Source organism: Streptomyces melanogenes, assembly GCF_014649795.1.
Lineage (GTDB): Bacteria > Actinomycetota > Actinomycetes > Streptomycetales > Streptomycetaceae > Streptomyces > Streptomyces noboritoensis.
Map to the genome: position 1 here is coordinate 35,663 of NZ_BMTS01000033.1, position 26,246 is coordinate 61,908.

Below are 26,246 nucleotides of genomic sequence, written 5' to 3' on the forward strand. Positions count from 1 at the left end.
ATCCTCGGCGTTCGCTACTACGACGCGCAGGCCGTCATCACCAGCGGCTTGGTGAACGGTGTGGTCCACCTCGGGTTCGACTCCACGGACCTCGCAGAGCGGGGTCGGCTTCTGGATGCCGTCGAGGAGGCAGAGCAGCAGGGCGACTTCGAGGAGCCGTTCACCGCGGACTGGCCCCAGGACGGTCGCTCCGGCCGTCGGCCCGCGGAGCCTGTGGGCCCGGGACCGCCGGGTCTTCTGGCAACTCACTCTCACGACCGGGGCAGCCCTCGGGCTGGGACCGGGGGCGGCGGCCCTCGCCTGGGCGCCTCTGTCCACCCTGACGGTGGGCCTCGGCATCGTCCTCTGCATCGGATCGGGTGTCGCCTTCTCCGCCACCGCCTGGGGCCCATTCGCCGTCGCCTGCCACTACCTGGCACTGCGCCGCCATCTTCCGCGTGACCTCATGTCCTTCCTTACCGACGCCCATGAACACCGCGGCGTGCTGCGCCAGGCCGGAGCGGTCTACCAGTTGCGGCACATCGACCTACAGCGACACCTGGCCAGTTGAGAACAGCGGCTCCCGGACGTTGGGTGATCGCGGCCGGATGGCACAGGGGGCGGTCACCGGGGCTGCCCGGCCATCACGCCCCCGGATCCGGCCAAGGTGCTCTGCTGCCCGTGCCAGGCCCGGCCAGGCACAGCAGGATGGGTGGTGGGCCCGCGCCGAGTGGCCGGGCACTGCCGAAGGGAACACTGCTGTGCGTATCGCAAGACCGTTGGCCATTGGCGCCCTGGCGTTCACGGCCCTCACCGCGACCACGGCGGCCGTCGCGGTGAACTCCTTGGGCGGCACGGGTGAGGAGGGATCGTCCGTCGTGCACTTCGGAGCCGACGACGCGGGCCTGGAATGGCACAGCGACGTACTCGACGCCTCCGTCCCCGCCAATAACGACCCCGCGAACTTCGCGCCCGAGGGCGCCCTGCCCTAGACCGTCTCCCCTGCCCGGAGACAGCCGGGTACATGGGCGGTCCGCCCCGGTGCGCAGCGCACCGGGGCGGACCGTTTCATCGAAGGCCTGGGGGAGTCGCTAGGCGGGGGGCCAGTCCCCGGGCCCCATCGGGCGTGCGGTCGGCGCCGGGAGGTGGCCCTCGCGGCGTTCTTCACGCCGCTCGAAGCCGTCCCGGTAGTGCCGGGCAGGCCTGCGCCACCACGGGGTGCGCGACGTGGAGGAGAACGACCCGGTGGGGGAGGGGCCGTCGATGGCGGTCGCCACCCGGTTCAGCAGCCGGTCCCCGAAGGCGAGCAGGCTTCCTGGCGCTTTCGGCATGGTGGCCTTCCCTGGTCAGGTGCCGCAGGCGGCACGGACATACTTGCCTACCTCGTACGGTCCGCCGTGGTCGCCGCGCGTGTCCACCAGGTGGGTCTGCACCTGCAGGTTGTAGTTGTACGTGCCCCCTCCGGGGCAGCGGATCGACCAGATGGTGTCGTTGACGGTGTGCGGCGAGTACACGAACTTCGAATTCGCCCAGCGGGTGTAGGAGCGCGGCCCCGACCACGAGGAGCGCAGGAATTTCCCCCGCGTGTAGTGGTAGAGGAAATTACCCGAGCAGATTTCGTGGCTGGAGGAGGACAGGTACCCGAGGCTCTTCACGGTGGGGCGGGCCCACGTCGAGCACACCCAGCCCGCCGATTTCGCACTCTGACCGGCGATGGCGGGAAGAGAGTCGCGTGAAGGGGCGAAATTCGCGGGGTCGTTGTTCGAGGTGACGGACGCGTCCATGACCTCGCTCTTCCACTCGGTGCCGCCCGCGTCCATCCCCCAGTGCATGACGATCGCGTCGCTGGTGTCGAAGCCGGACTCCTGGGCCTCCTCGGTGTGGGCGTCGCTGACGCTGGCCTCGGGGAGCTGCTCCTCGTCGACGACGGGGTCGGGTTCGTCGTTGCCGGGCCGCGACGGGATCGGGCCGCCCGTGTCCTGGGCGGTGCCGCCCGCGGGGCCGTCGTCGGCCTGCGCAATTCCTCCCGCGGCCAGCGAGGCAGCGGCCATCACCGCGGCGCAGGATAAGGATAAGAACCTTGCCGATCTCACAGTCTTTTCCCTCCCGTTGTGCGCGCCCATGGCACGGGGCGCAGGGAAAGGCTTTCATGTCGAACGGGCAGTCGAAAGCGGTTTGATGGCGTTGTCCTGATCTCGACAGCCATCCCGTAAGCGGCTTGATGGACCCTCAAAGTCCCCTCGGTTCCCCCGGTCCCGTCCCGGTCCCCTCGAACGGCGGTACGATCACCGCATCCGTCATCGGCGGGGACGCTCACGTCAACCTCGTGTCGCCGTGACCACCGCCACCCAGGCCCGGCCGGGCCCCACCGCAGGGAAGCGGGGCCCGGCCGGGCTCGCCCTCGTGGGATGCCTGGTACTGCTCACGGCCTCCCTCTTCGCCAGCGTTTCCATCTCCCTGACAGCGCCTCAGATCGCCCAGCGGGTCACCCGCAGCGGAGGCCCGCACCTGGTGACGTCCACCCTGATGGGTGCACTGCTGCTGGTCCTGGCCGACCTCGCCGCACAGCAGCTGCCACTGTTCGACAACCTGCCGGTCGGCATCTACACGATGGCGGTCGGAGGCGCCTACCTCGGCTGGCTGCTGGTCGGGGAATGGCGCCGCCAGAGCGCCTGAGCCGTTCGGCCCCGGCGGCCGTTGCTTTGAGGGCGCCGGCCCGCCTCGATCAACCGCGGTCCTCGTCGAGACGGTATCCATAGCCGCGCAGGGTGGTGATGCTGGGCGCGTCCACGGGCGGGCGGGAGTCGAGGCCGGCCTGTTGGAGGCGCCGGCGGAGCGAGGCGAGGGTGACGTCCAGCGTCTTGGTCGGCCCGAACCAGTTCTCGTCCCACACCTGCGCCATCAGGTCTTCGCGGGACACGGCCGCGCCGACGTGCCGGGCCAGGACGGCGAGCAGATCGAACTCCTTGGGCCGCAAGGGGACTTGCACGTCCCCGAGCAGACATGTGCGGGCGCGGGTGTCCACGGTGAGGTCCCCGACCCGGTACGCCGCCTCCCGGCCGCCGTGCTCGGCGGGGAGGCGGCGCAGGTGGGCGCGGAGCCGGGCCAGCAGGACGGACAGGGTGAAGGGCTTGACGAGGTAGTCGTCGGCCCCGGCGTCGAGGCCGGCGATGACGTCGATCTCGTCGGTGCGGGCCGTCAGGATGACGAGCAGCATGTCGGGGTGGCGGCTGCGCAGTTCGCGGGCGAGGTCGATGCCATCGGCATCGGGCAGGCCGAGGTCGAGCAGAACGACGTCGGGGAGTCCCGTGTCGGCGGCGGCGAGACCTTCGCTGCCGGTGCGGCACCAGGTGGTGGTGTATCCGTGGCTGCGCAGTCCTGTGTCGAGGTGCCGTCCGATGGTGTCGTCGTCCTCGATGACCAGGAGGGCGGGGGCGGGGCTGCGGTCCTGGGGCGTGCGCATGGTGAGCAGCGTAGGCGTAGGTGTCACAGTTCGCGCAGTTCCTCGACGGGCGGGCGGGAGGAGTGCCGGGCGGCGTTGAGCGCGGCGGCGGTGAGCGCCGCGATGGTGGCGAGGGCCGTGAGCAGGAGGTAGGCCCACGGGACGGCGATGGTGGCGGGCGGCGGATCGAAGACGCCGGTGAGGACCTTGACGAGCATCTTGGACAGGGACCAGCCGATGAGGGCGCCGCCGGCAAGTCCTCCGGCCGTCAGGATGACCGCCTCGGTGAGGACGAGTCCGCGCAGCTGGCGTGGCCTGGCGCCGAGGACGGTGGCGAGGGCGAAGGTGCGTCGCCGCTCCGCCAGGCCCAGGGCCAGCACGATGCCGCCGGACGCCGCCGCCAGCAGGACGGCGAAGCCCAGTTCGATCCGGGTGAGTCCGGCCAGGTCCACGGAGGTGAGGCTGGAGCCGACGGCGGAGCGGGTCTGGGTGAGGTCCGTGACCGTCGCGGCGGTGCCCAGCCGGCGGCGGAGCGCGGCGGCGGTGGTGCTCTGGTGCGCGCCGCCGGTGTCGAGGAGGAAGGCGCCGACGGAGTCGTCGCCCGTACTGCGCGCCACATAGTCGGCGTTGGCGACCAGGAAGCTGTCCTTGGGCGCGGTGGGGAACTCCTTGACGATGCCCGCGTAGTGGAAGGGCACGGTGCGCAGGGTATGGGTGCGGCCGTCCTGGAGGCGCAGGTTGACCGTGTCGCCCGGGGCCAGGCGGAAGTCCTTGACGGTCTCCTCGCTGACCAGGAGGGCGTCGGGGCGGGCTGTGAGACGGGCCATCAGGGAGCGGGCGGTGCCCCCGGCGAAGTAGGTGTCCGGGAGGGAGGTGGCGGTGGAGATCGTGGCCGGCCGGACGCCGTACAGGTCCTGGAGATCGGCTCCTACGTACGCGAAGCGGTGCTGGAGCGGTTCCACGTGCCGTACGCCGGCCACGTGCAAGCTGGCCGCGGCGCTGGGGCCGACACCGGCGCCGGGCGACTGGGTGACGGTGACGTCGGCGCCGTTGGAGAGGCGGGCGTCGACCTCCGCCTGCTGGCGGTAGGTGGCGTTGAAGACGGCGGTGGAGGCGGCGAAGGACAGGGCGAGCGCCAGCAGGACGATCGCGCGGGCCAGCGGCCGGCGCCGGCGCGACATGCTCGCCGCCGTGGTTCCGGCGAGTGTGCCGGTCAGAGGGCGGGCGAGCAGGGTCAGAAGCCGTCTGCCGTGGGCCAGGGCCAGGTGGGCGAGGCGCCACAGCAGCAGGGCGGCGCCGAGCCAGAGCAGGCAGGGCCCCAGGAACGCCCAGTAGGACACCGAGATGCTCGGCACTCCCTCGGGGGCCAGCACGAGGGCGTACTGGTTGCCGCTCGCCGCCCGGAACACCAGCAGCGAGACGGCGAGGAGGGCGAAGTCCACACCGAAGCGCATCCATCGGGGGGAGCGGGCGCGGCCGACTTCGCGGCGGGCGGCGGTGACGGTACCCAGGCGCAGGTCGCGCACGGTCGGCAGCAGGACCGCCGTGCCGGCCACGGTGAGGCCAAGCAACAGGGCGACGCCGGACCAGGCGAGCGTGGAGGCGGTGCTCGCCCCGAACGAGGCGCTTTTGAAGGCGGCCCGGCCGGCCAGGGCGGCGATGCCCACCCCGAGCAGGCCGCCGCCGACGCCGACCACGGCGGCCTCCGCGCCGGCCAGGGCGGCCACCTGACGGGGACGCAGTCCGCGGGTGCGCAGCAGTGCCTGTTCGCGGCGTCTGCGGTCGGCGCCCGCCCCCGCCACCGCGGCGGTCAGCAAGGCGGCGAGCACAGCGCCGGGAACGCCGAGGAACAGGAAGAGGACCTGGGCGTAGAGAGCGTCCTTGCGGGCGGCGTCGAGCGCGGCACCGAGGTTGTCCCCGACGACGACTGCGCCGGAGGTACGGGCCTCCAGGTTGCGGGCGGCGGAGGTGACGGCGGTGTAGGCGGCCGCGGGGTCCGCGGGCAGGGGGGCGTCGCGGGCGATGTGGATCTGGGTGGTGACGGCGGCGGGGTCCACGGCGGCGACCGGTGCGGTCAGGCGGGCGAAGAGGGCTTGCGGCAGGAGGATGACGTTGTCGGGCGGGGCGGCGGGCTGGGACGGGGGCGGGGCACCGACCTTCTGGAACAGGGAGTCGGCCTGCGGGAGATCGACGATCCCCGCGACGGTGACATGGGCCGGTGCGGAGCCGGGCAGGCCGATGGTGACGGTGTCCCCGGGGACCACGTGCAGGTTGGCGGCGGTCTGCTGGGCGAGCAGCACCCCGGTGGCGGTGCCGGTGAGCGGGCGTACGGCGCCCGGGAAGGTCTGGCGGTAGGTGTCGGGGAGGCCGAGGACGACGCCCGGTCCGGTGCTCTGGGTGCTGCCCGCCTCGGTGGCCTGGAAGCCGGTGCTGCGGGCGAAGCCGACGGGTTCGGCGCCGCGTACGCCGTCGGTGGCGCGGACCATGGCCAGGACGGTGTGCGGGTCGGCGCCGCTTTGGACCTCGGCCTGCCAGGCGACGGCTACGGAACGGGCGGCGCGGGCCGTCATCGTGGACTTCGAGGCGGTGAGGAAGGAGCCCAGGGCGGCGACGAGGGCGACGGCGAGGGCGATGCCCGCGGCGGTGGCGGCGAGGCGTCCGGTCCGGTGCCGCAGCAGTCCTGACACCCACGAGATGATCATGGCGTGGCCTCGTGGGGGCCGGCCGCCGCCGGTTGCCGAGGCGGTTGGGGCTCGGTGCGCAGGCGGCCGTTGTCCATGGACCACTGCAGCGTCAGCCGCCGGGCGACGGTGGGGTCGTGGGTGGTGAGGACGAGGGCGGCGCCGAGCGTGTCGGCGGTGGCCAGAAGGACGTCGACGACGTGCCGGCCGGTGGCGCGGTCGAGTTGTCCGGTGGGTTCGTCCGCGAGGATCAGACGGGGCGCGGCGGCCAGTGCCCGGGCGACGGCCACGCGCTGGGCCTGGCCTCCGGACAGTTCCTCCGGCAGCTTGTCCGCGAGGCCGGTGGCGATGACGAGGGCGAGACAGTCCAGGGCGCGCCGCCGGGCAGGCTCCTCCCGGTGGCCTGCGAGGACCAGGGGCAGCGCCGTGTTCTCCACGACGTCCAGCGCGGGGATCAGGCTGGGGCCCTGGAAGACGACTCCCACCTGGTCCGGTACCGGTCCGCGGGCCAGGCCCGGCCAGGTGACCCGGCCGGTGGTGGGTTCTTCGAGGGCGGCCATCAGGTGCAGCAGGGTGGATTTGCCGGAGCCCGAGGGGCCGGTGATCGCGATGCGGTCGCCGCTGCGGACCTCGCAGGTGGCGCCGTGGACCGCGACGACCGCTGCGGCGCCCACGCCGTAGGTACGGGCCACGCCGTGGCAGCCGACGAGGATGTCGGGGCTGGTCACGGCAGGCTCCTTCCGTCGCGCAGGGCGATGACGCGGTCGGCGATCCTGACGACTTCGGCGCTGTGCGTGACGAGCAGTACCGCGGCGCCGTTGTGTGCCCGTTCGCGGAGCAGTTCGAGGATGCGCTGCTCGGTGGTCCCGTCGAGCTCGCCGGTGGGTTCGTCGGCCAGCAGGACGTCCGGGTCGTTGGCGAGGGCGACGGCAAGTCCCGCGCGGGCGAGTTCACCTCCGGCCAGTTCCCGGGGCAGTGCCGCGCCCCTGCCGTGCAGGCCCACTTGATCGAGGAGCGCGGAGGGGGTGGGCCGGGGCGTGCGGGCGGCGGTGTGTGCGAGGCGGATGTTCGCACGGAGGTCGAGGTGGGCGAGGAGGTTCCCGGACTGGAGCAGGATGCCGATCCGGCGGGCCCGGATGCGGGCCCGGTCGGCCTCGGGGCGATGACTGAGGCGCTCGCCGGCTACGTGGACGACGCCTCCCTCGGGTTCGTCCAGTCCGGCGAGGCAGGCGAGGAGCGTGGACTTGCCCGAGCCGGACGGGCCGGTGACGGCGAGGGTTTCCCCGCGGCGTACCCGGAGGGAGACGCCGCGCAGCGCGAGGGTCTCCTCCTCGCCCGCGCGGTAGAACCGGTACAGGTCGCGGGCGGTGAGCACGTCGCCCTCGCGCTCGGCCGGGCTCATCGCTGCCACCGCAAGGAGTCGGTGACGGTACGCCACGGGTCGACGTTGTCGGCCCCGACCGGTCCGGACAGGGTGAGGACGGCCTGGCGTCCGTCCTGGAAGAAGGCGTAGCGCTCGAAGGAGTCGCGGACGGCCTTGCCGGTCACGGAGTCGGCGGGAGCGTCGCCCTGATAGGTGAGCAGGACGGCCTGGCCCGCCGGGCGGGCGACGGTGGTGACCGTGCCGGGGGTGAAGCCCGGTACGTGCGCGCGCAGGGTCGGCACGACATCCGCGGTAACGGTCCGGGGTGTGGGGGCGGAGGCGGCGGGGGCCGTGGCGATCTCGATGCGGTTCAGCTTGTCGGTGAAGCTGACACCACCGCCGGCCATGTCCGTCCGGGACCAGCCCTCGGGCACCTTGACGGTCACGCCGCCCCGGTCGTACCGGTAGATGACGTAGGCCTGGTTGTCGGGGATGTCGCCGGCCGGGTTGGACTCCGCCGGGGCGGGTGCGGTGGCGGCCGGCGGGGGAGCGGCGGGGTGGGACGAACCGCCGCATCCGGCGAGGGCGGCGCCGGTCACCGCGAGCGCGGCCAGCAGGAGGGGGAACGTGCGGCGCATGGTCCTCGTACTCCTTCGCGGGAGGTCGGACTGTTCTGTTTCCGACGCTAGGGCGCAGGCGGTTAGCGTCCGGGGCGCGCAGGGTGAGAGGACGGTAAAACCCGCCGTCGGCTTGGGAAGCCGCGGCCCTGGGACACGCGGCCGCCATGATGGGCGCTATGAGAGCGCGCGTGGTGCGAGTGGCCCTGGTGGCTGCGGCTGTGGCCCTGGTTCTGCTGGCCGTGCCACTGGCCGTGGCGATCCGGTTCACGTTCTTCGCCGACGAGAACGGCGAGCTGGAACGGGACGCCATGGCCGCCGTCGCCCGCGTCGGACCCGACTTCGCCGCCGGAGACCCCGTGGAGCTGCCCGGCGGGCGGGGCGAGGTGCGGCTGGGGATCTACGACGCCGGCGGGCTGCGCTCCGGGACAGGCCCGGCCACGAGCGGCGACGCCGTTCGCCAGGCGCTGTCGGGCAGCGTGGCGCGGAAGCGGTCCGCGGGTGAACTGGTCGTCGCGGTACCCGTCTCCAGTGGCGAGCGGGTCATCGGGGCGGTGCGCGCCTCGACGAGCGCCCGCACCGTGTGGAACCGGGTGCTGTGGGGCTGGGCGGCGCTGCTCGGGCTGTGTCTGCTGGCGCTCGGCGCAGCCGTCGTCGTCGCCCGCAGGCAGGCGTCCGTGCTCAGCTCCCCGCTGGAGGCCCTCGCCCGTACCTCCCTGGCCATCGCCGAAGGAGATCTGGCGGCGCGGGCGGACCGCAGCACGATCGCGGAGATCGACGGGGTGGCGCAGGCCCACAACGCGATGGTCGGCCGTCTGGCCCGGCTCTTGGAGCGGGAACGGCACTTCACCGCCAACGCCTCCCACCAGCTGCGGACTCCGCTGACCGGACTGCAGCTCGGCCTGGAGGCGGCGTTGGCCGATCCGGGCGCGGATCCGCGCGCCGCCCTCGCCGAGGCGGCGGAGCAGTCACGACACCTGGACCACACCATCGACGAGGTGCTCCGCCTGGCCACGTCGGGCGCCGCAAGGCACGCACCGGCCCTGCTCCAGCCGGTTGGCGACCTGCTGGAGGCGGCCGAACGGCGGTGGCACGGTGTGCTCGCCCGGGACGGCCGCCGACTCGCGCTGCTCTGGGAAGCGGCGGCGGGACAACTGCCCGTACCGGCCCGCTCCACCGACCAGATCCTCGACGTCCTCCTGGACAACGCCCACCGGCACGGCGGCGGGACGGTGACGGTGCGCCTGCGTGATCTGGGAGCGGCGCTCGCCCTGGACGTCGTCGACGAGGGAACCGCCGCGCTGGACTCCCGGGCGATCTTCGAGCGCGGCACCGGAACCGGCTCGGGGATCGGGCTGGCTCTGGCACGGGAGTTGGCCGAGGCGGCCGGAGCCCGGCTCACGCTGAGCGGTACGGCTCCTACCTGCTTCACCCTGTTGCTGCCGCTGGCCGGGGACGCGTGAGCTGGTTCGCGGCGAGCTTCTGCATCAGGCTGAAGGCGAGTACGGGCAGCAGGACCTGCGGCCGGTCGGGCATCGTGGTGGTGATGAGCACGGCGCCCGCGCTGCTGTTGCTCATTCCGCAGGCCAGGGTGACGGAGGTACGGGCGGGGGCGGCCAGCCGCAGGAGATGGGCGGACCAGCGGCCCCAGGCGAAGGACAGGGCGCAGGCGGCCGTGGCGGTACCCGCTGCCGCGAGGAGCAGCAGCGGGCGGGGGTGGGTGAGGAACTGCCCGATCGCGCCTGCGGCGTTGACGTAGGTGAGCAGGAGTGAGGCGAGGACCGCGGTCAGTGCCGCCAGGTTCAGTCCTGTGGGCTTGGCGCGTTCGGGGAGCAGGAGGCGGCAGCCGATTCCGGCGGCGCAGGGCAGCAGGACGCCGGTGAGGGCGAAGCCGCTTCCGGTGCCGCGCGCCGCGGCTTCCAGGCTCTGGGCGTAGTCCGTGTTCAGCAGCGGGGTGAGGCTGTCGATGGTGGCGGGGAGCGTGAGCGGACTGAGGACGGTGGAGGCGAGGACCAGGCCCAGCATGGCGGGTTCGTCACCGCGGCCACCGCCGGTCCATACGGTGGCTCCGGCGGCCACCGGCATGGAGACCGTGAGGATCATCGCGGCGATCATGCCGCTTCCGCCGTCGGAGTCGGGGGAGCAGCGCAGGGTGAGGGCGATGACGGGGACGATCAGCAGCGGCGCGGTCAGGTGAAGAGCGAGGCCGGCCAGCAGGACGCGGGGCCGTCCCAGCAGCCGGGTCAGGGCGTGTGGGCAGGTCCGCAGTCCGGCCGTGAAGAGGACGGCGGCGAGCAGCAGTTGCGTGATGTTGAGGCCGACGCGCAGGTGGGCGCCGAGGGGCACGGTGTGGGCGTGACGCAGCCACAGGCCCGGGGCGGGCAGGGCCGCGGCGGCGAGGTAGGCGCCGCAGGAGGCCCGTCCGAGCCGTCTGCGCAGGAAGTCCAGGGGCGCGGCAAGGGGGATTCCGGAGGGCGGCGCGGTCTGCATGGCGGGGAGCGTAGGCGCGGCGCCGTCTTGGGGTGGGGCGTTCGGGGTGTGGTGGCCGATGCGCTCAGGATGTGTTCAGGCTGCGGCTGGCAGCGTCCGTGCCATGACATCCGGGACGCGACAGCCCTGCCGCCCGCCCGCTGTTGCTTCATGGGGGCCCACACGGTGGCGTCCTGTCGACGTCAGTGGGGATTGGGTGTGGGCGGGCCCGCGCCTGGAACACATGGCTCTGCCCGCAACGGGGGGTTGGTGGCGGTCACACTCACCACATGAACGATGGGACGTGGAGGCGCTGAACCGAGATGTGTCGGATGGAGACGCGACGGCAACGCTGATCCAAGAGCACTGCCGGCGGGCGGAGGAAGGCTTGGAGCGCGTTGTCGAAGCGTGCCGAGCTTCCCTCCAGGAGGACTGACCTCCTCGGCCTCACCTCACGCAGCATCACGCGAAGCGAGATCTGTTGAGGGCGGGGAGCGGGTCAGCCGGCCGGCAGGGTGACCACGAACCGTGCCCCTGGACAGTGGCCTTCGTCATGCCGTACGTCACCGTCCACGGAGCGAGCCAGGCGCCGCGCGAGCGGCAGCCCGAGGCCGGCTCCGCCGTGCCCGTCGTCGGGGTCGGCGCGCCGTCCCGGGTGAAAGAGCTCCGGGGCGAAAGATGGCGGCACTCCCGGTCCGTCGTCGCTGACCTCGATGCGGATGCTCCCGTCCTGGCGGCACGCGCTGAGCCGGACCCGGGAGCGGGCGTGGCGCAGGGCGTTGTCCAGCAGGGGGCTCACGGTGCGTTCGAGCAGGGCCTGCGGGACGCCGGCCGTGAGGTCCCCGGCCACCTGTGTGACCCGGACGTCGATGGGCTGTGGCGGGGAGAGCCGCCCGGTGAGCCGGATCAGCGTGGACCGGACGTCGGCGGTGCCCCGGTCGGCGCCGGAGCTGCTGCGGGCGTCGTCGAGCAGCGTGTCGCAGATGGTGCGCATACCGTGGGCGGCGTCTTCGACGGCGGCGCAGACGCGTTGGGTCTCGGCGGCGGAGCGTGGCCTGCTCTGCCACCAGTCGACTTCGGCGATGATCCGGGCGAGAGGGTTGCGCAGTTCGTGGGACAGCTCCCGGGTGAGCTGCTGTTCGTGGCGCAGTCCGGCCCGGATCCGGTCGAGCAGGGCGTCCAGCGAGCTGCCGAGCCGGGCGAGTTCGTCGGGCCTGCGGGCGTGGCCGAACCGGTCGTCGCAGGCGTGTGTGCTCCACGCGGTGGCCTGTTCGGTCATGGTGCGTACGGGCCGCAGCGCACGGCCCACCGCGAGGCGTGTCAGCACATAGGTGCAGGCCAGCATGGCTGCGTCCAGGGCGAGGGACGCGTACAGCACGGTGTCTGCGGTACTGCGGTAGGGGGCGAGGCCGCGGGCGGTGACCACAGCGGCTGGTGCGCTGCCGGAACCGGTGACGGGCTGGACGCACAGCCGGACCGGCTCCGGTGCTTCGGCGGTGGCGCAGTGACGGCCGCCGTCGGCGGCGAGTGCGTCCGCGGCTCTGTCGAGCCGGCCGCCGGGTACGGTGCCGGGCGGGGCTTCGAGGCGTACCGGCCCGGCGTAGATCCAGACGTCGGCGTCGAGCGCGTCGTCGTTGGGTACTTCCACGACGCGGGCGGTGGCTCCGGTGGTGTCCACGGTCGCCGCGATGGCGGCGGCGCGGGTGTAGAGGTGGTCGTCGGCCTGTTGCTGGAGCCGTTGGCGCACGACGGCGTTGAAGCCGACGGTGAGCACGACCATCAGCAGTGCCGCGGCGGCGCACGCGACCAGGGAGAGCCGGCCCCGCAGGGTGCGTGGCCTCCAGCCGCGCGGGTGCAGTGTCATGACAGGCGGTGCCCCATGCCGCGGCTGGTGGTGAGCGCGCGGTCGCTGCCGGCGGTACGGAGCTTGCGGCGCAGCCGGCTGAGGTACTGGTCGAGGGTGTTGTCGCTGACCTGGGCGCCCTCGGGCCAGCCGGCGCGGACGAGTTCGCGGCGGGTCACGAGTGCGCCTGCGGCGGTGATGAGTGCCGCCAGGAGTCGGAACTCGGTCGGTGTCAGGTCCACGGGTGTTCCCGCGACGGTGCAGGTGTAGCGGATCGGGTCGAGCAGCAGGTCGCCCGCGGCGGCGGGGGGCTGCGGGCCCGCCCTCTTGAGGGCCGCCCGCAGACGGGCCGCGAGCTCGGCGAGGTGGAAGGGCTTGGGGAGGTAGTCGTCGCCTCCGGCGGCGAATCCGGTCAGCCGGTCGGTGAGGTGGTGGTGTGCTGTCAGGAAGAGGACCGGGGCGCTGAATCCGCGTGCCCTGAGCGCCTGGCAGACGTCCCTGCCGTCCGCGTCGGGCAGTGCGACGTCCAGGACGACCGCGTCGAAGCCGTCCTGGGCCAGCCGCAGTGCGCCTGCGCCGTCGGGTGCCGGGACCGGGTCGAAGTCTTCGTCGCGAAGGCCGCGCAGCAGTACGTCCCGCAGGGCGTGGTCGTCCTCGACGACCAGGATGCGCCCAGGCACGTCAGGCCTCGGCCGGAGGCCGGGCGGGCGCGCGCCGGACGGATCCCTCGGCACCACCGCCGCGCCCAGCACACCGATCGCGGCCGGCGGGGAAGGGGCGTCGAGCACAGGTGACCGCTGGGTCGGTCGCGGCGTGGACGGAAGCGGCCATGCAGGTGGGGCCTCTCATGGGGGCCGGGCAGAGGGCCGCAGGGTGGAGTACGGGGTGACTGCGGTCCCATGGACGGTCTACTGCACTGTAGACGATGCCGAGGCGGTGATTGAGGCCGATGGACGGGGCACCGGCCGGCGGGCCCGTGACGGCGGGCGTTGCCGTCAGGCGGTGAGGACGCCGGTGGTGAGCAGGCCGAAGAGCAGGATTCCGACGGCGATCCGGTAGGTGACGAAGGCGTTGAAGGAGTGCTTGGCGACGAACTTCAGGAGCCAGGCGATCGAGGCGTAGGCGACGACGAAGGACACCGCGGTGCCGACGACCAGCGGGAGGGTGTCCACGCCGGCGCCGATGGCGTCCTTGAGCTCGTACAGGCCCGCGCCGGTCAGGGCGGGGATGCCCAGGAAGAAGGAGAGGCGGGTGGCGGCGACGCGTTCGAGGTCGAGGATGAGGCCGGTCGACATGGTGGCGCCGGAGCGGGAGAAGCCGGGGAAGAGCAGGGCGAGGATCTGTGAAGAGCCCACCAGCATGGCGTCCTTGAGGGTGGTGTCGTCCTCGCCGCGCTTGTGGCGGCCCATCTGGTCGGCGGCCCACATGAGGCCGCTGCCGACGATCAGGGAGCCTGCCACCACCCACAGGGACGCCAGGGTGCCTTCGATGAGGGGTTTGGCGGCGAGCCCCACGGCGACGATGGGGATGGTGGCGTAGATGACCCACCAGGCGAACTTGTAGTCGTGGTGGTGGCGCTCCTCGCGGTGGGCCAGGCCGCGTCCCCAGGCCTTCACGATCCGCACGATGTCTTTGAAGAAGTACACCAGTACCGCGGCGATGGCTCCGACCTGGATGACGGCGGTGAAGGCGACGACGGCCTTGTCGTCCACCGGAATGCCCATCAGCCCTTCGGTGATTTTCAGGTGTCCGGTGGAGGAGACCGGCAGGAATTCGGTGACGCCTTCGACGATGCCGAGGACTGTTGCCTGTCCGATGTCGATGGTGCTCAATTCGTCCGTCCCTGAGGTTGGTCCGATGCGATGGTGGTGGAGCGTGGGCCGGGCCGTGGCCCGGCCGGTGCGCCTTTGCCTCCGTCCGGAGAGAGCGCGGGGATTACTGGCGTCGCGCCGTGAACGGCGCGGGGGCGTGGGGGACAGCAGGCATGGCACACTCGGGGAAGACCCTCGTCTTCTACGCGCGCGTAGAAGACGAGGGTGACTGTAGAGGATGGGCAAGGAGGCAGCCAACAGTGGACGGGCACGACCGCACCGGAACCCCGCACGAGGGGGACCGCCGCCTGGCCAACGGGCAACGGGAGGCCGAGGTGGTGGCCGTGCTCCGCTCGGCCTCCGGACCGCTCACGCCCCGGGAGGTGCTGGAGCGCATCGGCGGTGACCTGGCGTACAGCACGGTGGTGACGATCCTGACCCGTCTGTACGAGAAGGACGTCCTCACCCGGGCGGCGCACGGCCGGGCCTTCGCCTACGCTCCCGCCACGGACGAACCGGGCTTCGCCGCCCGGAAGATGCGCCAGGCGATGGAAGAGGTGCCGGACCGCGAGGGGGTTCTGACGCGCTTCGTCGACGACCTCTCCAGCCGGGACGAGGCATTGCTGCGCCGGCTGCTGGGCGGCGACCTGGACGCGGGCCGGTAGGCGGGGTCCGCCGTGCATCTCGCCGTCTATCTCCCGCTGCTCTTCCCGCTGTTCGCCGCGCCGGGGGCCCGTCGCCTCGCCGATCGCCTGGAGCCGCGGCCGGCCACCTGGCTGCTGACGGCGGGTGCGGTGGTGCTGGCCGCCGGCAGCACCACGGTGCTGGGGCTGCTGGCCTTGGCGGGTCTGGTCCGCATACCGCTGGTCGCCCGGCTGGCGGAGCTGTCGCCTGCGGTGCTGGCGCGCGACGATCCGGCACGGGTCCCGGTCGCCGTGGTGGCCGCGCTGCTGCTGGTGGCCGCTTCGGTGGCCGGCTCGCGCTTCGCCTACCGGCGGGTGCGGGCGGTGTGCGCGGCCTTCCTGGAGGCCGCCTGCTTTCCCGGGCAGAACCCGCTGGTCATAGTGGAGGAACGGGCGGCTGACGCGTTCGCCATGCCGGGGCTGCCCGGCCGCATCGTGGTGTCCACCGGCATGCTGGAGTCCCTCGACGCCGCCGAGCGGGAGATCCTGCTCGCCCATGAGCGAGCCCATCTGCGGGGTCAGCACTACCTCTTCACGGCAGCCGTTCAACTGGCCGCCGCCGTCAACCCGTTGCTGCGCCCGCTGGCGGGCCAGGTCGCGTACACGCTGGAGCGCTGGGCGGACGAGGCCGCTGTCCTGGAGAGCGGTGACCGGCGCCGGGTGGCCGTGACCGTGGGCAAGGCCGCGCTCGCGGCGAAGAACTCAGGAGGCCGGCGCAGACTGCCGGCCGCGGCCCTGGGGCTGCTCGGAGGGCCCCGGCGCCGCGAGGAGCCGGGGCCCGTTCCGCGGCGCGTCGCCGCCCTGCTCTCGCCCCGGCCGGCAGGGGGCAGATGGCGGGGAGCTGTCGCGGCTGTCTACCTCACGGCTGCCGCGCTGTGCACCGCGGACGCGGTCCAGGACCTCCACGAGGTGATGAAGCGGGCCAAAGGGGGCTGAAGCCGGCCCCGAGAGGGCGCCGGTCCTCAGCGGGTACGAGGACGTGGAGCCGTATGCCTGGGCGATGGCATCGAGCGAGCGTACGCGCGTTGCGGTGCTGCGGCGCCGGGGGAGTACGGCGGTGCGGGCGGCCGGGCCGGGGAGCAGATCTACGTCTACAGGCGTGTAGACGTAGCTCGGTTTTCTAATTAAGGTATGCCTCAGCTAACCGTGCGGCGCCCGATCTCGTGCGGTTCCTCCCCAATTCCCCCAGCGGTATTTACCCCTCACCGCGTGCTGCCTGCTCCCCGATCGATGTAAGGACGTTCATCGTGCCCAGACTTGGACGGCCGTTCCTGGCCCTGTCGACCACGGCCGTATCGCTTCTCGCACTGGCGGGCTGCGGCAGCTCAGGGGGCGACGCGAGCGCCGACGGCACACCCGCGGCGGGCGGCCCCTCCTCCCTGGCCGGCCAGTCGATCACCGTCTACAGCGGGCAGCACGAGCAGACCGTCAAGGCCCTGACCGCGGACTTCGAGAAGCGCACCGGGATCTCGGTGAAGCTGCGCTCGGGCGACGAGGCCGAGCTGGCCAACCAGATCCTGCAGGAGGGCTCGGCCTCACCGGCCGACGTGTTCTACGCCGAGAACCCACCGGCGCTGACCGTCCTGGAAGAGAAGAACCTGCTGGCACCCGTCGCACCCGGCACCCTCAAGTCCGTTCCGGCGACAGACAGTTCACCGCAGGGCGGCTGGGTCGGCGTGTCCGCCCGCACCGCCGCGTTCGTCACGCACCTGGGCACCGCCGCCGACAGCGCCCCGCCTGCCTCCGTACGCGACCTCGCCACGCCCGCGTGGAAGGGCCGCCTGGGCATCGCCCCCGCCGAGACCGACTTCGCCCCGATCGTCACCCGCATGATCAAGACCGACGGGACCGACGGCGCGAAGAAGTGGCTGCAGGGACTGAAGGCCAACGCCAAGGTCTACAACAGCAATGAGGACCTGTCGGTCGCCGTCAACAGCGGCGAGGTGCAGGGCGGCGTCGTGGACCACTACTACTGGTACCGCCTGCGCGACGAGAAGACCGCCGCCGGCACCCATAGCAAGCTCCACTACTTCACCAAGGGCGACCCCGGCGCCCTCGTCGACATCTCCGGGGCTGGCATCCTCAAGTCCAGCAAGCACCAGGCCGCCGCCCAGGCCTTCCTCGCCTACCTCGACGGCAAGGACGCCCAGCAGCTGATCGCCGGGTCCCAGAGCTACGAATACCCCCTCCTGTCCGGCGTACCGGGCAAGGCCGAACTCACCCCGCTCGACACCATCGGAACCGTCGTGCCCGTCGCCGACCTCGGAGACGGCAAGGCCTCACTGCAACTCCTCCAGGACACCGGCCTCCTGCAGTGACCACCCCACACCGCGCCGAGGGCCTGTCACCGCTGCGGCGGTGGCGGGCCAACGGCCCGCTCTCCCCGCTTGCCCCGGTCGCCTTCGCCGTCGTGGCGCTGGTGGTCTCCCCGCTGGCCTTCGTCGCCGTGCAGGCAGCTCAAGCCGGCTGGGACCAGGCACAGCGGCTGCTCGGCCGCCCAGTCCTCGCCACCCTGATCACGAACACGGTGACCCTGGCCGCAGCCGTCACCTTCGCGACCGCGGTCATCGGCTTCGGCGCCGCCTACCTCACCGAACGGACCGACCTGCCCGGACGCCGCTGGTGGACCGTGCTGCTGGCGCTGCCACTGGCCGTGCCCGAGTTCGTCCGCGGCTACTCCTGGGTCTCCCTTTGGCCGTCGGTGCACGGCTACTGGGGAGCGGTCCTCGTGATGACCTGCTCGCTCTACCCACTGGTCATGCTGCCGGTCGCGGCCACCCTACGGCGGACGGACGGAGCCGCCGAGGAGGTGTCACGCAGCCTGGGCCGCGGCCCCTGGGCCACCCTGTGGCGGGTCACCGTGCCCCTGGCCCGGCCCGCTCTCGCCGGTGGCGCGCTGCTGGTCTCGCTCTATCTGCTCGGTGAGTACGGCGCGTTCGCGATGCTGCGCTACACCACCTTCGCCACCGCCATCTTCACCGAGTACAAACTGGGCTTCGACGCCGCGTCGGCCTCCCTGCTCACCTCGGTGCTCGTGGCGCTCGCCCTGCTGCTGGTGGGGCTGGATGCCTGGGCGGGCCGGCGCGGGCGGACCACCCGGGCGGGCAGCACGGGACGCAGCGCCGCCCCGGCGGCCCTGGGCCGCTGGAGGCTCCCCTCCCTGGCGGCACTGGCCGCGGTCGTGGCCCTCTCCCTCGGCGTCCCGCTCTACGCGCTGGGCTACTGGTTGGTGAAGGGGGATTCGACGTCGCTCCCGCCGGCCTCCGTGTGGTCCTCGGCGCTGACCACCCTCGGCTACGCCGTGAGTGCGGCGCTGGTCTCCACCGCCGCCGCCGTCCCGGTGGCCCTGTACGGCTGGCGGCGCGGCACCTGGCTCGCCCGGAGCGCCGAACGCGCCGCCTACCTCACGCGCGCACTGCCCGGGATCGCCGTCGCCCTGTCCGTGGTCTACTTCGCCATCCGCTACGCCCAACCGCTCTACCAGCAGCCCCCGATGCTCGTCGCCGGCTACGTCATCCTCTTCTTCCCCCTCGCCCTCACCGCCGTCCGCGCCGCTCTCGCCCAGGTGCCCCCGGGCGTCGAAGAGGTCGCCCGCTCCCTCGGCACCCGCCCGCTCGCCGTGCTCGCCCGGGTGACGCTGCCTCTGGTCCTGCCCGGACTAGGCGCCGCCGCCGCGATGGTGGCGCTCACCGCCAGCACCGAGCTGACCGCCACCTTGCTCCTGCGTCCCACCGGAACCCAGACCCTGGCCACCCAGTTCTGGGTCTACACCAGCGGTCTCGCCTATGGAGCCGCCGCCCCCTACGCGGCGCTGATGGTCCTCATGTCCGTACCCCCCGTCCTTCTGCTCACCCGCCGTGCCCTCGGCTCCCACCCCACGCCGGAGACCCCCCGATGAGCGGCCTCACCATCACCGACCTGCACGCGGCCCACGGCCGCACCCCGATCCTGCAGGGCGTCGAACTCGCCGTTCCCGACGGCGCACTCGCCTGCGTGCTGGGCCCCTCGGGCTGCGGCAAGAGCACCCTCCTGCGCGTCGTCGCCGGCTTCCACCCCGCCCGGCGCGGACACGTGGCGCTCGGCGACACGGTGCTCGACGACGGACGCGGGCGACTGCCCGCCGAGCGCCGCCGCATCGGCTACGTACCGCAAGACGGCGCCCTCTTCCCGCACCTGACCGTCGCGGCCAACATCGGCTTCGGTCTGCCCCGCGCCCTACGCCGCGACCGCTCCGACGAACTCCTCAGCCTGGTCGGCCTCTCCGGGCTCGGCCGACGCCACCCCCACCAGCTCTCCGGCGGCCAGCAGCAGCGCGTCGCCCTCGCCCGCGCCCTCGCCCCCCGCCCCGAACTCCTGCTCCTGGACGAGCCGTTCGCCGCTCTCGACGCCGCGCTGCGCACCGACCTGCGCGCCGAGGTCGCCGCGACCCTGCGCGCGGCCGGTACCACCGCCGTCCTCGTCACGCACGACCAGGACGAGGCACTCTCCTTCGCCGACACCATCGCCGTCATGCGGGCAGGCCGGATCGTCCAACAGGCAGCGCCACAAGACCTCTACCGAGAACCGGCCGACACCGCCGTCGCCCGCTTCCTCGGCGAAGCCAACCTTGTTCCCGCCCGCATCGAGGGCCTGCAGGCCGACACCGCCTTCGGCATCCTGAAACTGACCGCCAATGCCGGTGCGGCGCGACGGGGCCCGGTGCTCCTGAGACCGCGTCAGCTGCGGCTCAGCGTGACGCCCGGTCCGGGCAAGGTCCGCACCCGAATCCACCGCTGCCACTTCCGCGGCAGCGACCACCGGGTCGAACTCGCCCCGGAATCCCGCGGGCTTCCCCCTGTCCTGATCGCCTACACCGACACCGCATGGCCCCCGGGTGAGGCATACGTCGAGGTCGACGGTCTTGCCCACCCCGTAGACGAACCCACCGAGCCCCTGCTCTGAGCGGCTCTCAAGGGCAGCGGCTTCGCATCGCCGACCCCGCAGCGCGGCTGGCCGCGGGGACGCTTGGCGCTTCGTGCCCGGTGCCCGCAGTCTGAGGGTGTCCCGCAAACGATCTTCTACGGGGTGAGGCGCAGGGGACTGGCCGTTGGGACCAGCCGTTATCCCGTCAGGACTGGGGCGTGTCCGCTGAGTTGTCGCTATCGGGGAGGTGTCGAAGTGATGGTCCGTTCGGGTGACATCCCGCATGCGGGACCGTTTCTGCTGGTCATGCCTCTCGTATGGCCACGAAACCGCTGGTGGCGAACGGCCGTTGCCGGCGAGGCGAATACTCTTTCCCGAAGGGAACATTCATGGGTGACACGCTGCACGTGGGTGAGGAACTCGGACTCGGTCAATCCCTGCAGGGTGGTGCCTACACCCTGACATTGCAGGACGACGGCAACCTGGTGCTCTGCGAACCGGGCGGCGTCGTGTGGGCGACCAGCACCCACGACACGGGGGTTCAGCGCGCCGTACTCCAGGACGACGGCAACTTCGCCCTCTACACCGGCGACGGCGCGGCGTGGGCCACCGACACCAACGGCCAGGACGCCGACCGGCTGGTCGTGCAGGCCGACCGTAACGTGGTCCTGTACGGCAAGGACGGCGGCGCTCTGTGGGCATCGGACACCAGCACCGACAATCCGATCGCCGCCGAGGAACCGGACGCCGCAGCCCCACCTGCCCCCGAGGCGCGCACCTACACCGTCGAACCCGGCGACACCCTGTGGGCCGTCGCCGAACGCTTCTACGGCGACGGAAACCGCTACCGTGAGATCGCTCAAGCCAGCGGCATCGACAACCCGGACGCGGTGAACGTCGGCCAGGTGCTGACGATTCCGTGACCCGGCGCTTCCCCTGCGGGTAGAACGCAGCAGGCGCTACGGGCTGCCCGGTGAATCGTCATCGGAGCCGTAGCCGGATCGCGGCGAGGGTGACCGTGCCGTGAAAGAGGAACGCTCACTTGTCGTACCTCGTCGCCACCTTCCTTCCCGTGGCGACGAGGCGGGTTCGGAAGGCCGTGCCGTCCGTGGTGTCCTGGACGGTGATCGTGCCGCCGTGCAGGGCCGCGATGTCCCGGGCGATGGACAGGCCGAGACCGGTGCCGCCGTCGTCGCGGCTGCGCGCGTCGTCGAGGCGGGTGAACCGTTCGAAGATCCTCTCACGGTCGGCGGCGGCGATCGGGGGACCGTCGTTCGTGACGTCCAGGAGGGCGTCGCCGGTCTCCGGGTCCCTCGTCAGCCGCACGGCGACACAGTGGCGGGCGTGGCGCTGGGCGTTGTCCAGGAGGTTGGTCAGCAGGCGGCCGAGCCACAGTGCGTCGCCGCAGAGGGTGATGTCGCCGCACGTGTGCAGGGCGACGGTATGGGGGTCCGCGGAACGTGCGGCCAGGGTGGCACGCACGAGTTCGGTGAGGTCGACCGATTCGCCGGGACGGCTGTGCACGGTGGTGTCGAGGCGGGCGAGCAGGAGCAGGTCGGCGGAGAGTGCCTGGAGGCGTTCGGTGTCCTGGAGGGCGCCTTCCGCCAGGGTGGCGCGCACCTTCGGGTCGGGGTGGGTATGCGCGACCTCCAGCTGGGTGCGGAGTACCGCGAGAGGGCTGCGGAGTTCGTGGGAGGCATCGGCGATGAACCGGCGCTGGCGGATCCCCGCGGCCTCCAGTCGCTCCAGCATGGCGTTCATGGTCTGGGCGAGGCGGGCGATCTCGTCGTCGCCGCGCGGGGCGGGCACCCGGCGGTCCAGGCCGCGGTCGCTGATCGCGGCGACCTCGGAGCGGATGGCTTCGACGGGCCGCAGCGCGCGGCCCGTCGTACGCCAGGTCAGGGCGCCGACGGTGAAGAGCAGCAGGGTGCTCAGGGCTGCGAGCGCCGCTGTGGTGATGTCTTCGGCTGTGTCGGCGGTGCGCAGCGAGGCGCCGACGTGGACGGTGACCGGGCCGGTGGGGGTGGCGGTGGTGACGGTGGTGACGCGCTGGTCGTGCTTCTCGCCGAGGGCGTCGAGGTTGTACGTCCGATGGCCCTCATGAGTGCCGGTGGAGGCGAGGGCGGGGCGGCCGGTGAGGTTCTGGCTCTGCGCGACCACCTTTCCGTGCGCGTCGACGACCTGGATGAAGTCGGTTCCGGGGCCGAGCGGCAGCTGCGGGGTGAGGCGGCCGCTGGCGGCGAGGCGGGTGACGGCCTGGGTCTGCTCGCGGGCCCCCGTCTCCACGCTGCGTTCCAGGTTGACGCGCAGCAGCAGCAGGACGACGGCCGACGCGGCGAGCATGACGACGGCGACGCTGACGCAGGCAGCGAGGGTGGTACGGGCACGGACCGAGCGTGGCGCCAGCCGTCGGACCAGCGCGGCTGCCCGGGGATGGCCGGCCAGCGGGCGCAGGAGGGCACGGGCTTGGCGGCGCGTGGCGCGGACGATGCCGGGGAGCCCTGGTTCGGGGGCGATCGCTTGCGGCTCAGCCACCGTCGGCCGCCAGCCGGTATCCGGCGCCCCGGACGGTCTGCACCGCGGCCCGCTCGAACGGGGCGTCGATCTTGCGTCGCAGGGCGCTCACGTGAACCTCGACGGTGTTGGGGTCGCTGTCGGGGTTGCTGTCCCAGACCTCGTTGAGGATGTCGCGCTTGGAGACGGCCTCACCGGCTCGCCGGGCCAGGTGGTCCAGAACGGCGAACTCGCGCGGGGTGAGAGGGACGGGCACGCCGCCGCGGCTGCAGGTGCGGGCGGCGGAGTCGACGATCAGGTCGCCCAGCACGGTGCGCTGCGGGGCCCGGCTGCCGATGCGGCGGGCCAGCGCCCGCAGCCGGGCGGTGAGCACCACCATGGAGAACGGCTTGGACAGGTAGTCGTCGGCGCCGGTGTCGAGTGCCTCGGCCTCGTCCCACTCGCCGTCCTTCGCGGTGAGCATGAGGATGCCGACATTGCTGCCGCAGGCCCGTAGCCGCGAGCACACGCGGTAGCCGTTGAGGCCGGGCAGCATGATGTCGAGCACCACCACGTCGTAGGTGCGGTTGGTGGCCTTGGCGAGCCCGGACAGGCCGTCGTGAGCGATGTCCACGCTGAACCCCTCGGCGGTCAGCCCGTGCTGAAGTGCCAGGGCCAGTCGGCGCTCGTCCTCCACCACCAGTACACGCATGTCCCCAGGGTGGCATGCCGCCGGGTGGCGCAGCCGCCAAGCTGAAGGTGCCTTCAGGTCTTCAGCGTCCCTTCAGGGTGCCCCGACCATGCTGTGCCCGGATGTCCGGGCACTGGGTCCCCGGACCGAGCCACGAGGTAGGGGCGGACACAGTGAGTGAATCCGAGGGTACGACGGCGGGCTCTGGTGAGCCGCAGGAGCGGACGGGTGAGGGTGGCCCCGGCATGACGGCGAAGAAGCTGACCGGCTGGCGTCGGCCGCGTGGCCGCAGGGCGTGGTGGGCCGCGGCCGGTGTGGCTGGCGTGGTGGTGATCGGCTGCGGCGCGGCTGCGGCGGCCATCCACCATCACGAGGAAGAGGGGCGCGGCGAGCACAGGGCGGCGTATGCCGCGGACCGCGAGCGCCGCGGCGAGTCGCGAGAGGACTCCGAGGGCCGTGACGGGCATGACGGCCGGCACCGGGACGGCGAGCGCGGCCCGCGCGCCGAGGACGTGCGTGAGCCCTCGTCCGCGGCTGCCCCGGCCCCGCTGCCCTCGCTCTCCGCGGCGGACGCCGTGAACAAGGCCGCCGCAGCGGTCAACGACGGCAAGGTCGAGTCGCTGGCACCGGTCACCGAGCAGGGCGGCGGCCGCGCCTGGCGGATCGTCGTCGTCGGACCTGACGGAGTGCGGCACGCGGTGACCGTCGACGGCACCAGCGGCACGTTGACCGGCAACGCCGTTCTGGGCGGCTGAACCCGACCGACCGACCGACCGACCGAGCGGCGCGGCCCCGGCCGCGCCGCGCAGAAAGGAGTGCCGCCGTCTTGGGCGCCACGACAACCCCTGGGGTGCACCGCCGCGCCCAGGCCCGGGCCGTTCGGCCCGCAGTGAGCAAGGTCCCCGAGGTGACCGCGGTGTTCTGGGTCGTCAAGATCCTCACCACCGGCATGGGCGAGACCACCTCCGATTACCTCGCCCGCGCCCTCGGGCCCGTACCGGCGGTCGCCGCGGCCGGTCTGCTGCTGGTCGCCGCCCTGATCACGCAGGCGCGCACACGCCGCTACGTCCCGGCCGTGTACTGGTTGGCGGTGGTCATGGTCAGCGTCTTTGGGACCATGGCCGCCGATGTCGCGCACGTCGCCCTCGGCGTGCCCTACACCGTGTCCGCGTTGGTGTTCGCCCTGGCCCTGGCGCTGGTCTTCATCGTCTGGCGGCGGACCGAGGGCACCCTCGCGGTGCAGACGGTGGCCGGCGGACGCCGCGAGGTCTTCTACTGGAGTGTGGTCATGGCCACCTTCGCCCTCGGCACGGCCGTCGGCGACCTCACCGCGGCGACCCTGGGCTGGGGATACCTGTCCTCCGGGCTGCTGTTCGCCGCTCTGATCGCCCTGCCGGCGCTCGCCCACCGGCTGTTCGCCCTCCCGCCCGTGCTCGGCTTCTGGTGGGCCTACGTGCTCACCCGGCCGCTCGGTGCCTCCTTTGCGGACTGGGCCGGGGTCGGCGCCGGGCGCGGCGGCCTCGGGCTGGGGACCGGGCCGGTCAGCCTGGTCCTCGTCGTGATGATCGCCGCCGTGGTGCTGTGGCTGAGCGCCGCCGACCGCCGCGCGGCACGGTCCCTGCCCTGACGCCCGGCACCTGTCGCCGTACTCACCGTGTGCACCACCGAGTACGGCGACGGGTGCATCGCTCTGGTCATGCCCGGTGCGGTAGTCAGGATGCGTTCAGGTTTCCCATGGCACCGTCGGGCCGCATGACCTACGAAACGTCGGAGAGTCCTACGGCTCCAGGGGCAGGGGCCCGTCCAGGAGACCAGCCGCGAGACGGCGAGGGCGTGCGCACGCCGGCCGGGCAGATGCTGAACAAGGTTCCCGAGGTCACGATCTGGTTCTGGATCATCAAGATCCTGTGCACCACGGTCGGTGAAAGCTTCGCTGACTGGATCAACATGAACCTCGGTGTCGGTCTGGGCAACACCGCTTGGGTGTTCACCGGCGCTCTGGCAGCCGTTCTGGCCTGGCAGCTCAAGGCGGAACGCTACATCCCGTTCGTGTACTGGCTCACTGTCGTGGTGGTGAGCGTGACCGGCACCCTCTACACCGACATCCTCACCGACAGCCAGGGCGTGCCCCTCGCCCTGAGCAGCAGCGTGTTCGCCGGCGCGCTCGCCGTGGTCTTCGGCATCTGGTACGTGAGAGAGCGGACCCTGTCGGTCCACAGCATCACCACGCGGCCCCGAGAGCTGTTCTACTGGCTCGCGGTCCTGGTCACCTTCGCGCTCGGCACCGCCACCGGAGACTGGACCCTGGAACTGACCGGCTGGATCGCGGGCGTCTCCGTACTCCTGCCGCTCGGACTGATTGCTGCGATCACCGTCGGCTGGCGCCTCGGCGCCAACGCCGTGCTCTCCTTCTGGCTGGCCTACATCCTCACCCGCCCGCTCGGCGCCAACCTCGGCGACTGGCTCGGATCGCCCAGCGGCGACGGCGGCTTGGGCCTCGGCACCGCACTGACGAGCGCGATCTTCCTGGTCGCCATCCTCGCCACGGTCGTCTACCTCACGCTCGGCCGGAGCGATGTCATCGAGGACCAGGACCTGAGCGGAACCCCGCGGGAACTGAGCCCGGCCCGTGAGCGGGGCATGCTCGCCTACTACGCCGTCGTAGCGGTCGCAGCCGCAGCGCTTCTCGTCTGGGCGCACCACCGGCCGCACGCCGCTGCGGCTGGCGAAGAGGACACCCCTGCGCCGGTGAGCAGCCCCCTGACCCCGCAGGAGGCGACATCGCCGTTCCCTCCGGCCGAGATCGCGAAATTCCGCACCATCACGGCGGACACCCTGGCCAAGGTCAACTCGGGTGATCAGCAAGCCGTGACCAGCCGTGTGAGCGACCTGGAGACCGCGTGGGACGACGACCAGTCCGCTCTTGAGCCCAAGAGCGAGAAGGCATGGAGCTTCCTCGACGGCGAGATCGACCAGGTACTCAAGGCACTGCGCGCCCCACACCCCGACAAGGCCACCGAAGTCGACGCACTCAACACGCTCCTCACCTCCCTGGGCTGAACACCCGAGAGCATGGATCGCCCTGGCGTATCCTCTTGTGCCGGTTCGGTCTGGCTATCGAGCGGTGCCTGCAGGGGCCGCTGCTCTGATGCGTAAACAGCACCGATGCTAGGTTCCCCTCGCGGATCGAACGGCAGTTGCTGGGCACGGGGGGTGGGGTGGCTTTGCTGGAAGCGCTGATCACGACCGTTACGGGAGCGGCTGCGGCGACC

Annotated in this window: 25 protein-coding genes and 1 pseudogene; 13 read left to right on the forward strand and 13 right to left on the reverse strand. The window is 72.3% G+C overall.

The window, feature by feature from the left end:
- The first annotated feature begins 325 nt into the window (after window positions 1-325).
- Window positions 326-550, forward strand: coding sequence for a hypothetical protein (locus IE252_RS38285; RefSeq protein ID WP_229849070.1), 225 nt, complete (start codon window positions 326-328; stop codon window positions 548-550).
- A gap of 208 nt (window positions 551-758) precedes the next feature.
- Window positions 759-971, forward strand: coding sequence for a hypothetical protein (locus tag IE252_RS38290; protein WP_190094115.1), 213 nt, complete (start codon window positions 759-761; stop codon window positions 969-971).
- A gap of 99 nt (window positions 972-1,070) precedes the next feature.
- Here IE252_RS38290 and IE252_RS38295 read toward each other — a convergent pair whose 3' ends face one another.
- Window positions 1,071-1,310 carry a hypothetical protein gene (locus IE252_RS38295; RefSeq protein ID WP_190094116.1) on the reverse strand — a complete coding sequence of 80 codons (240 nt, stop codon included), beginning with the start codon at window positions 1,308-1,310 and terminating at the stop codon, window positions 1,071-1,073.
- A gap of 15 nt (window positions 1,311-1,325) precedes the next feature.
- Complete coding sequence (locus IE252_RS38300; RefSeq protein ID WP_229849071.1) at window positions 1,326-2,033, reverse strand: hypothetical protein; 708 nt, start codon at window positions 2,031-2,033, stop codon at window positions 1,326-1,328.
- A 397-nt stretch (window positions 2,034-2,430) separates the two neighbouring features.
- On the opposite strand from IE252_RS38300, the pseudogene IE252_RS38305 reads away from it, so the two are divergent.
- Window positions 2,431-2,655: pseudogene (locus tag IE252_RS38305) on the forward strand (iron chelate uptake ABC transporter family permease subunit); the annotation flags it as partial.
- Window positions 2,656-2,704: 49 nt separating this feature from the next.
- Here IE252_RS38305 and IE252_RS38310 read toward each other — a convergent pair.
- Genes IE252_RS38310 through IE252_RS38330 form a run of 5 tightly spaced genes read right to left on the reverse strand, consistent with a single transcriptional unit; the run spans window position 2,705 to window position 8,103 of the window.
- Complete coding sequence (locus IE252_RS38310; RefSeq protein ID WP_190094119.1) at window positions 2,705-3,442, reverse strand: response regulator transcription factor; 738 nt, start codon at window positions 3,440-3,442, stop codon at window positions 2,705-2,707.
- 23 nt (window positions 3,443-3,465) lie between these two features.
- On the reverse strand, window positions 3,466-6,123 hold the full coding sequence (locus tag IE252_RS38315; protein ID WP_190094120.1) for an ABC transporter permease: 2,658 nt from the start codon (window positions 6,121-6,123) through the stop codon (window positions 3,466-3,468).
- On the reverse strand, window positions 6,120-6,830 hold the full coding sequence (locus IE252_RS38320) for an ABC transporter ATP-binding protein (protein WP_190094121.1): 711 nt from the start codon (window positions 6,828-6,830) through the stop codon (window positions 6,120-6,122). The genes IE252_RS38315 and IE252_RS38320 overlap by 4 nt, the downstream gene beginning before the upstream one ends.
- On the reverse strand, window positions 6,827-7,504 hold the full coding sequence (locus tag IE252_RS38325) for an ABC transporter ATP-binding protein (RefSeq protein WP_190094122.1): 678 nt from the start codon (window positions 7,502-7,504) through the stop codon (window positions 6,827-6,829). The genes IE252_RS38320 and IE252_RS38325 overlap by 4 nt, the downstream gene beginning before the upstream one ends.
- Window positions 7,501-8,103, reverse strand: a complete 603-nt coding sequence (locus tag IE252_RS38330; protein ID WP_190094123.1) for a hypothetical protein — start codon at window positions 8,101-8,103, stop codon at window positions 7,501-7,503. Before IE252_RS38330 ends, IE252_RS38325 begins: the two co-directional genes overlap by 4 nt.
- Window positions 8,104-8,261: 158 nt before the next feature.
- Here IE252_RS38330 and IE252_RS38335 point away from each other — a divergent pair, with 158 nt between their 5' ends.
- A complete protein-coding gene (locus IE252_RS38335) occupies window positions 8,262-9,545 on the forward strand; it encodes a sensor histidine kinase (protein ID WP_229849072.1) in 1,284 nt (427 codons plus the stop codon).
- Here the strand turns inward: IE252_RS38335 and IE252_RS38340 are convergent.
- The 4 genes from IE252_RS38340 to IE252_RS38355 form a co-directional block, all read right to left on the reverse strand.
- A complete protein-coding gene (locus tag IE252_RS38340; RefSeq protein WP_190094124.1) occupies window positions 9,511-10,572 on the reverse strand; it encodes a bile acid:sodium symporter family protein in 1,062 nt (353 codons plus the stop codon). The two genes, IE252_RS38335 and IE252_RS38340, sit on opposite strands and share 35 nt — an antisense overlap.
- A gap of 478 nt (window positions 10,573-11,050) precedes the next feature.
- Window positions 11,051-12,415: a sensor histidine kinase gene (locus tag IE252_RS38345; RefSeq protein ID WP_190094125.1), complete on the reverse strand. Its 1,365-nt coding sequence runs from the start codon at window positions 12,413-12,415 to the stop codon at window positions 11,051-11,053.
- Window positions 12,412-13,074 carry a response regulator transcription factor gene (locus IE252_RS38350; protein ID WP_190094126.1) on the reverse strand — a complete coding sequence of 221 codons (663 nt, stop codon included), beginning with the start codon at window positions 13,072-13,074 and terminating at the stop codon, window positions 12,412-12,414. The genes IE252_RS38345 and IE252_RS38350 overlap by 4 nt, the downstream gene beginning before the upstream one ends.
- Before the next feature lie 315 nt (window positions 13,075-13,389).
- Window positions 13,390-14,226 carry an undecaprenyl-diphosphate phosphatase gene (locus tag IE252_RS38355; protein ID WP_190094127.1) on the reverse strand — a complete coding sequence of 279 codons (837 nt, stop codon included), beginning with the start codon at window positions 14,224-14,226 and terminating at the stop codon, window positions 13,390-13,392.
- Between the two features lie 239 nt (window positions 14,227-14,465).
- Between IE252_RS38355 and IE252_RS38360 the strand changes: the two genes are divergently transcribed.
- From IE252_RS38360 to IE252_RS44200, 6 genes are all read left to right on the forward strand, one after another.
- Entirely contained in the window at window positions 14,466-14,870 is a 405-nt protein-coding gene (locus IE252_RS38360) for a BlaI/MecI/CopY family transcriptional regulator (protein ID WP_229849073.1), read from the forward strand.
- Window positions 14,871-14,882: 12 nt separating this feature from the next.
- A complete protein-coding gene (locus tag IE252_RS38365; protein ID WP_190094129.1) occupies window positions 14,883-15,824 on the forward strand; it encodes a M56 family metallopeptidase in 942 nt (313 codons plus the stop codon).
- Between the two features lie 311 nt (window positions 15,825-16,135).
- Entirely contained in the window at window positions 16,136-17,206 is a 1,071-nt protein-coding gene (locus tag IE252_RS38370; RefSeq protein ID WP_190094130.1) for an iron ABC transporter substrate-binding protein, read from the forward strand.
- A complete protein-coding gene (locus IE252_RS38375) occupies window positions 17,203-18,786 on the forward strand; it encodes an ABC transporter permease (RefSeq protein WP_229849074.1) in 1,584 nt (527 codons plus the stop codon). The genes IE252_RS38370 and IE252_RS38375 overlap by 4 nt, the downstream gene beginning before the upstream one ends.
- Window positions 18,783-19,829, forward strand: a complete 1,047-nt coding sequence (locus IE252_RS38380; protein ID WP_190094131.1) for an ABC transporter ATP-binding protein — start codon at window positions 18,783-18,785, stop codon at window positions 19,827-19,829. The genes IE252_RS38375 and IE252_RS38380 overlap by 4 nt, the downstream gene beginning before the upstream one ends.
- A 350-nt stretch (window positions 19,830-20,179) precedes the next feature.
- Window positions 20,180-20,713, forward strand: coding sequence for a LysM peptidoglycan-binding domain-containing protein (locus IE252_RS44200; RefSeq protein WP_190094132.1), 534 nt, complete (start codon window positions 20,180-20,182; stop codon window positions 20,711-20,713).
- Between the two features lie 115 nt (window positions 20,714-20,828).
- On the opposite strand, the gene IE252_RS38390 is transcribed toward IE252_RS44200, so the two are convergent.
- Window positions 20,829-22,325 carry a sensor histidine kinase gene (locus IE252_RS38390; protein WP_229849075.1) on the reverse strand — a complete coding sequence of 499 codons (1,497 nt, stop codon included), beginning with the start codon at window positions 22,323-22,325 and terminating at the stop codon, window positions 20,829-20,831.
- Entirely contained in the window at window positions 22,318-22,995 is a 678-nt protein-coding gene (locus IE252_RS38395; protein ID WP_190094133.1) for a response regulator transcription factor, read from the reverse strand. Before IE252_RS38395 ends, IE252_RS38390 begins: the two co-directional genes overlap by 8 nt.
- 224 nt (window positions 22,996-23,219) lie before the next feature.
- Here IE252_RS38395 and IE252_RS38400 point away from each other — a divergent pair, with 224 nt between their 5' ends.
- From IE252_RS38400 to IE252_RS38410, 3 genes are all read left to right on the forward strand, one after another.
- Window positions 23,220-23,729: a hypothetical protein gene (locus IE252_RS38400; protein WP_190094134.1), complete on the forward strand. Its 510-nt coding sequence runs from the start codon at window positions 23,220-23,222 to the stop codon at window positions 23,727-23,729.
- A gap of 71 nt (window positions 23,730-23,800) precedes the next feature.
- Complete coding sequence (locus tag IE252_RS38405; protein WP_229849076.1) at window positions 23,801-24,601, forward strand: COG4705 family protein; 801 nt, start codon at window positions 23,801-23,803, stop codon at window positions 24,599-24,601.
- Window positions 24,602-24,807: 206 nt separating this feature from the next.
- A complete protein-coding gene (locus IE252_RS38410) occupies window positions 24,808-26,034 on the forward strand; it encodes a COG4705 family protein (RefSeq protein WP_229849077.1) in 1,227 nt (408 codons plus the stop codon).
- The last annotated feature ends 212 nt before the right edge of the window (window positions 26,035-26,246 follow it).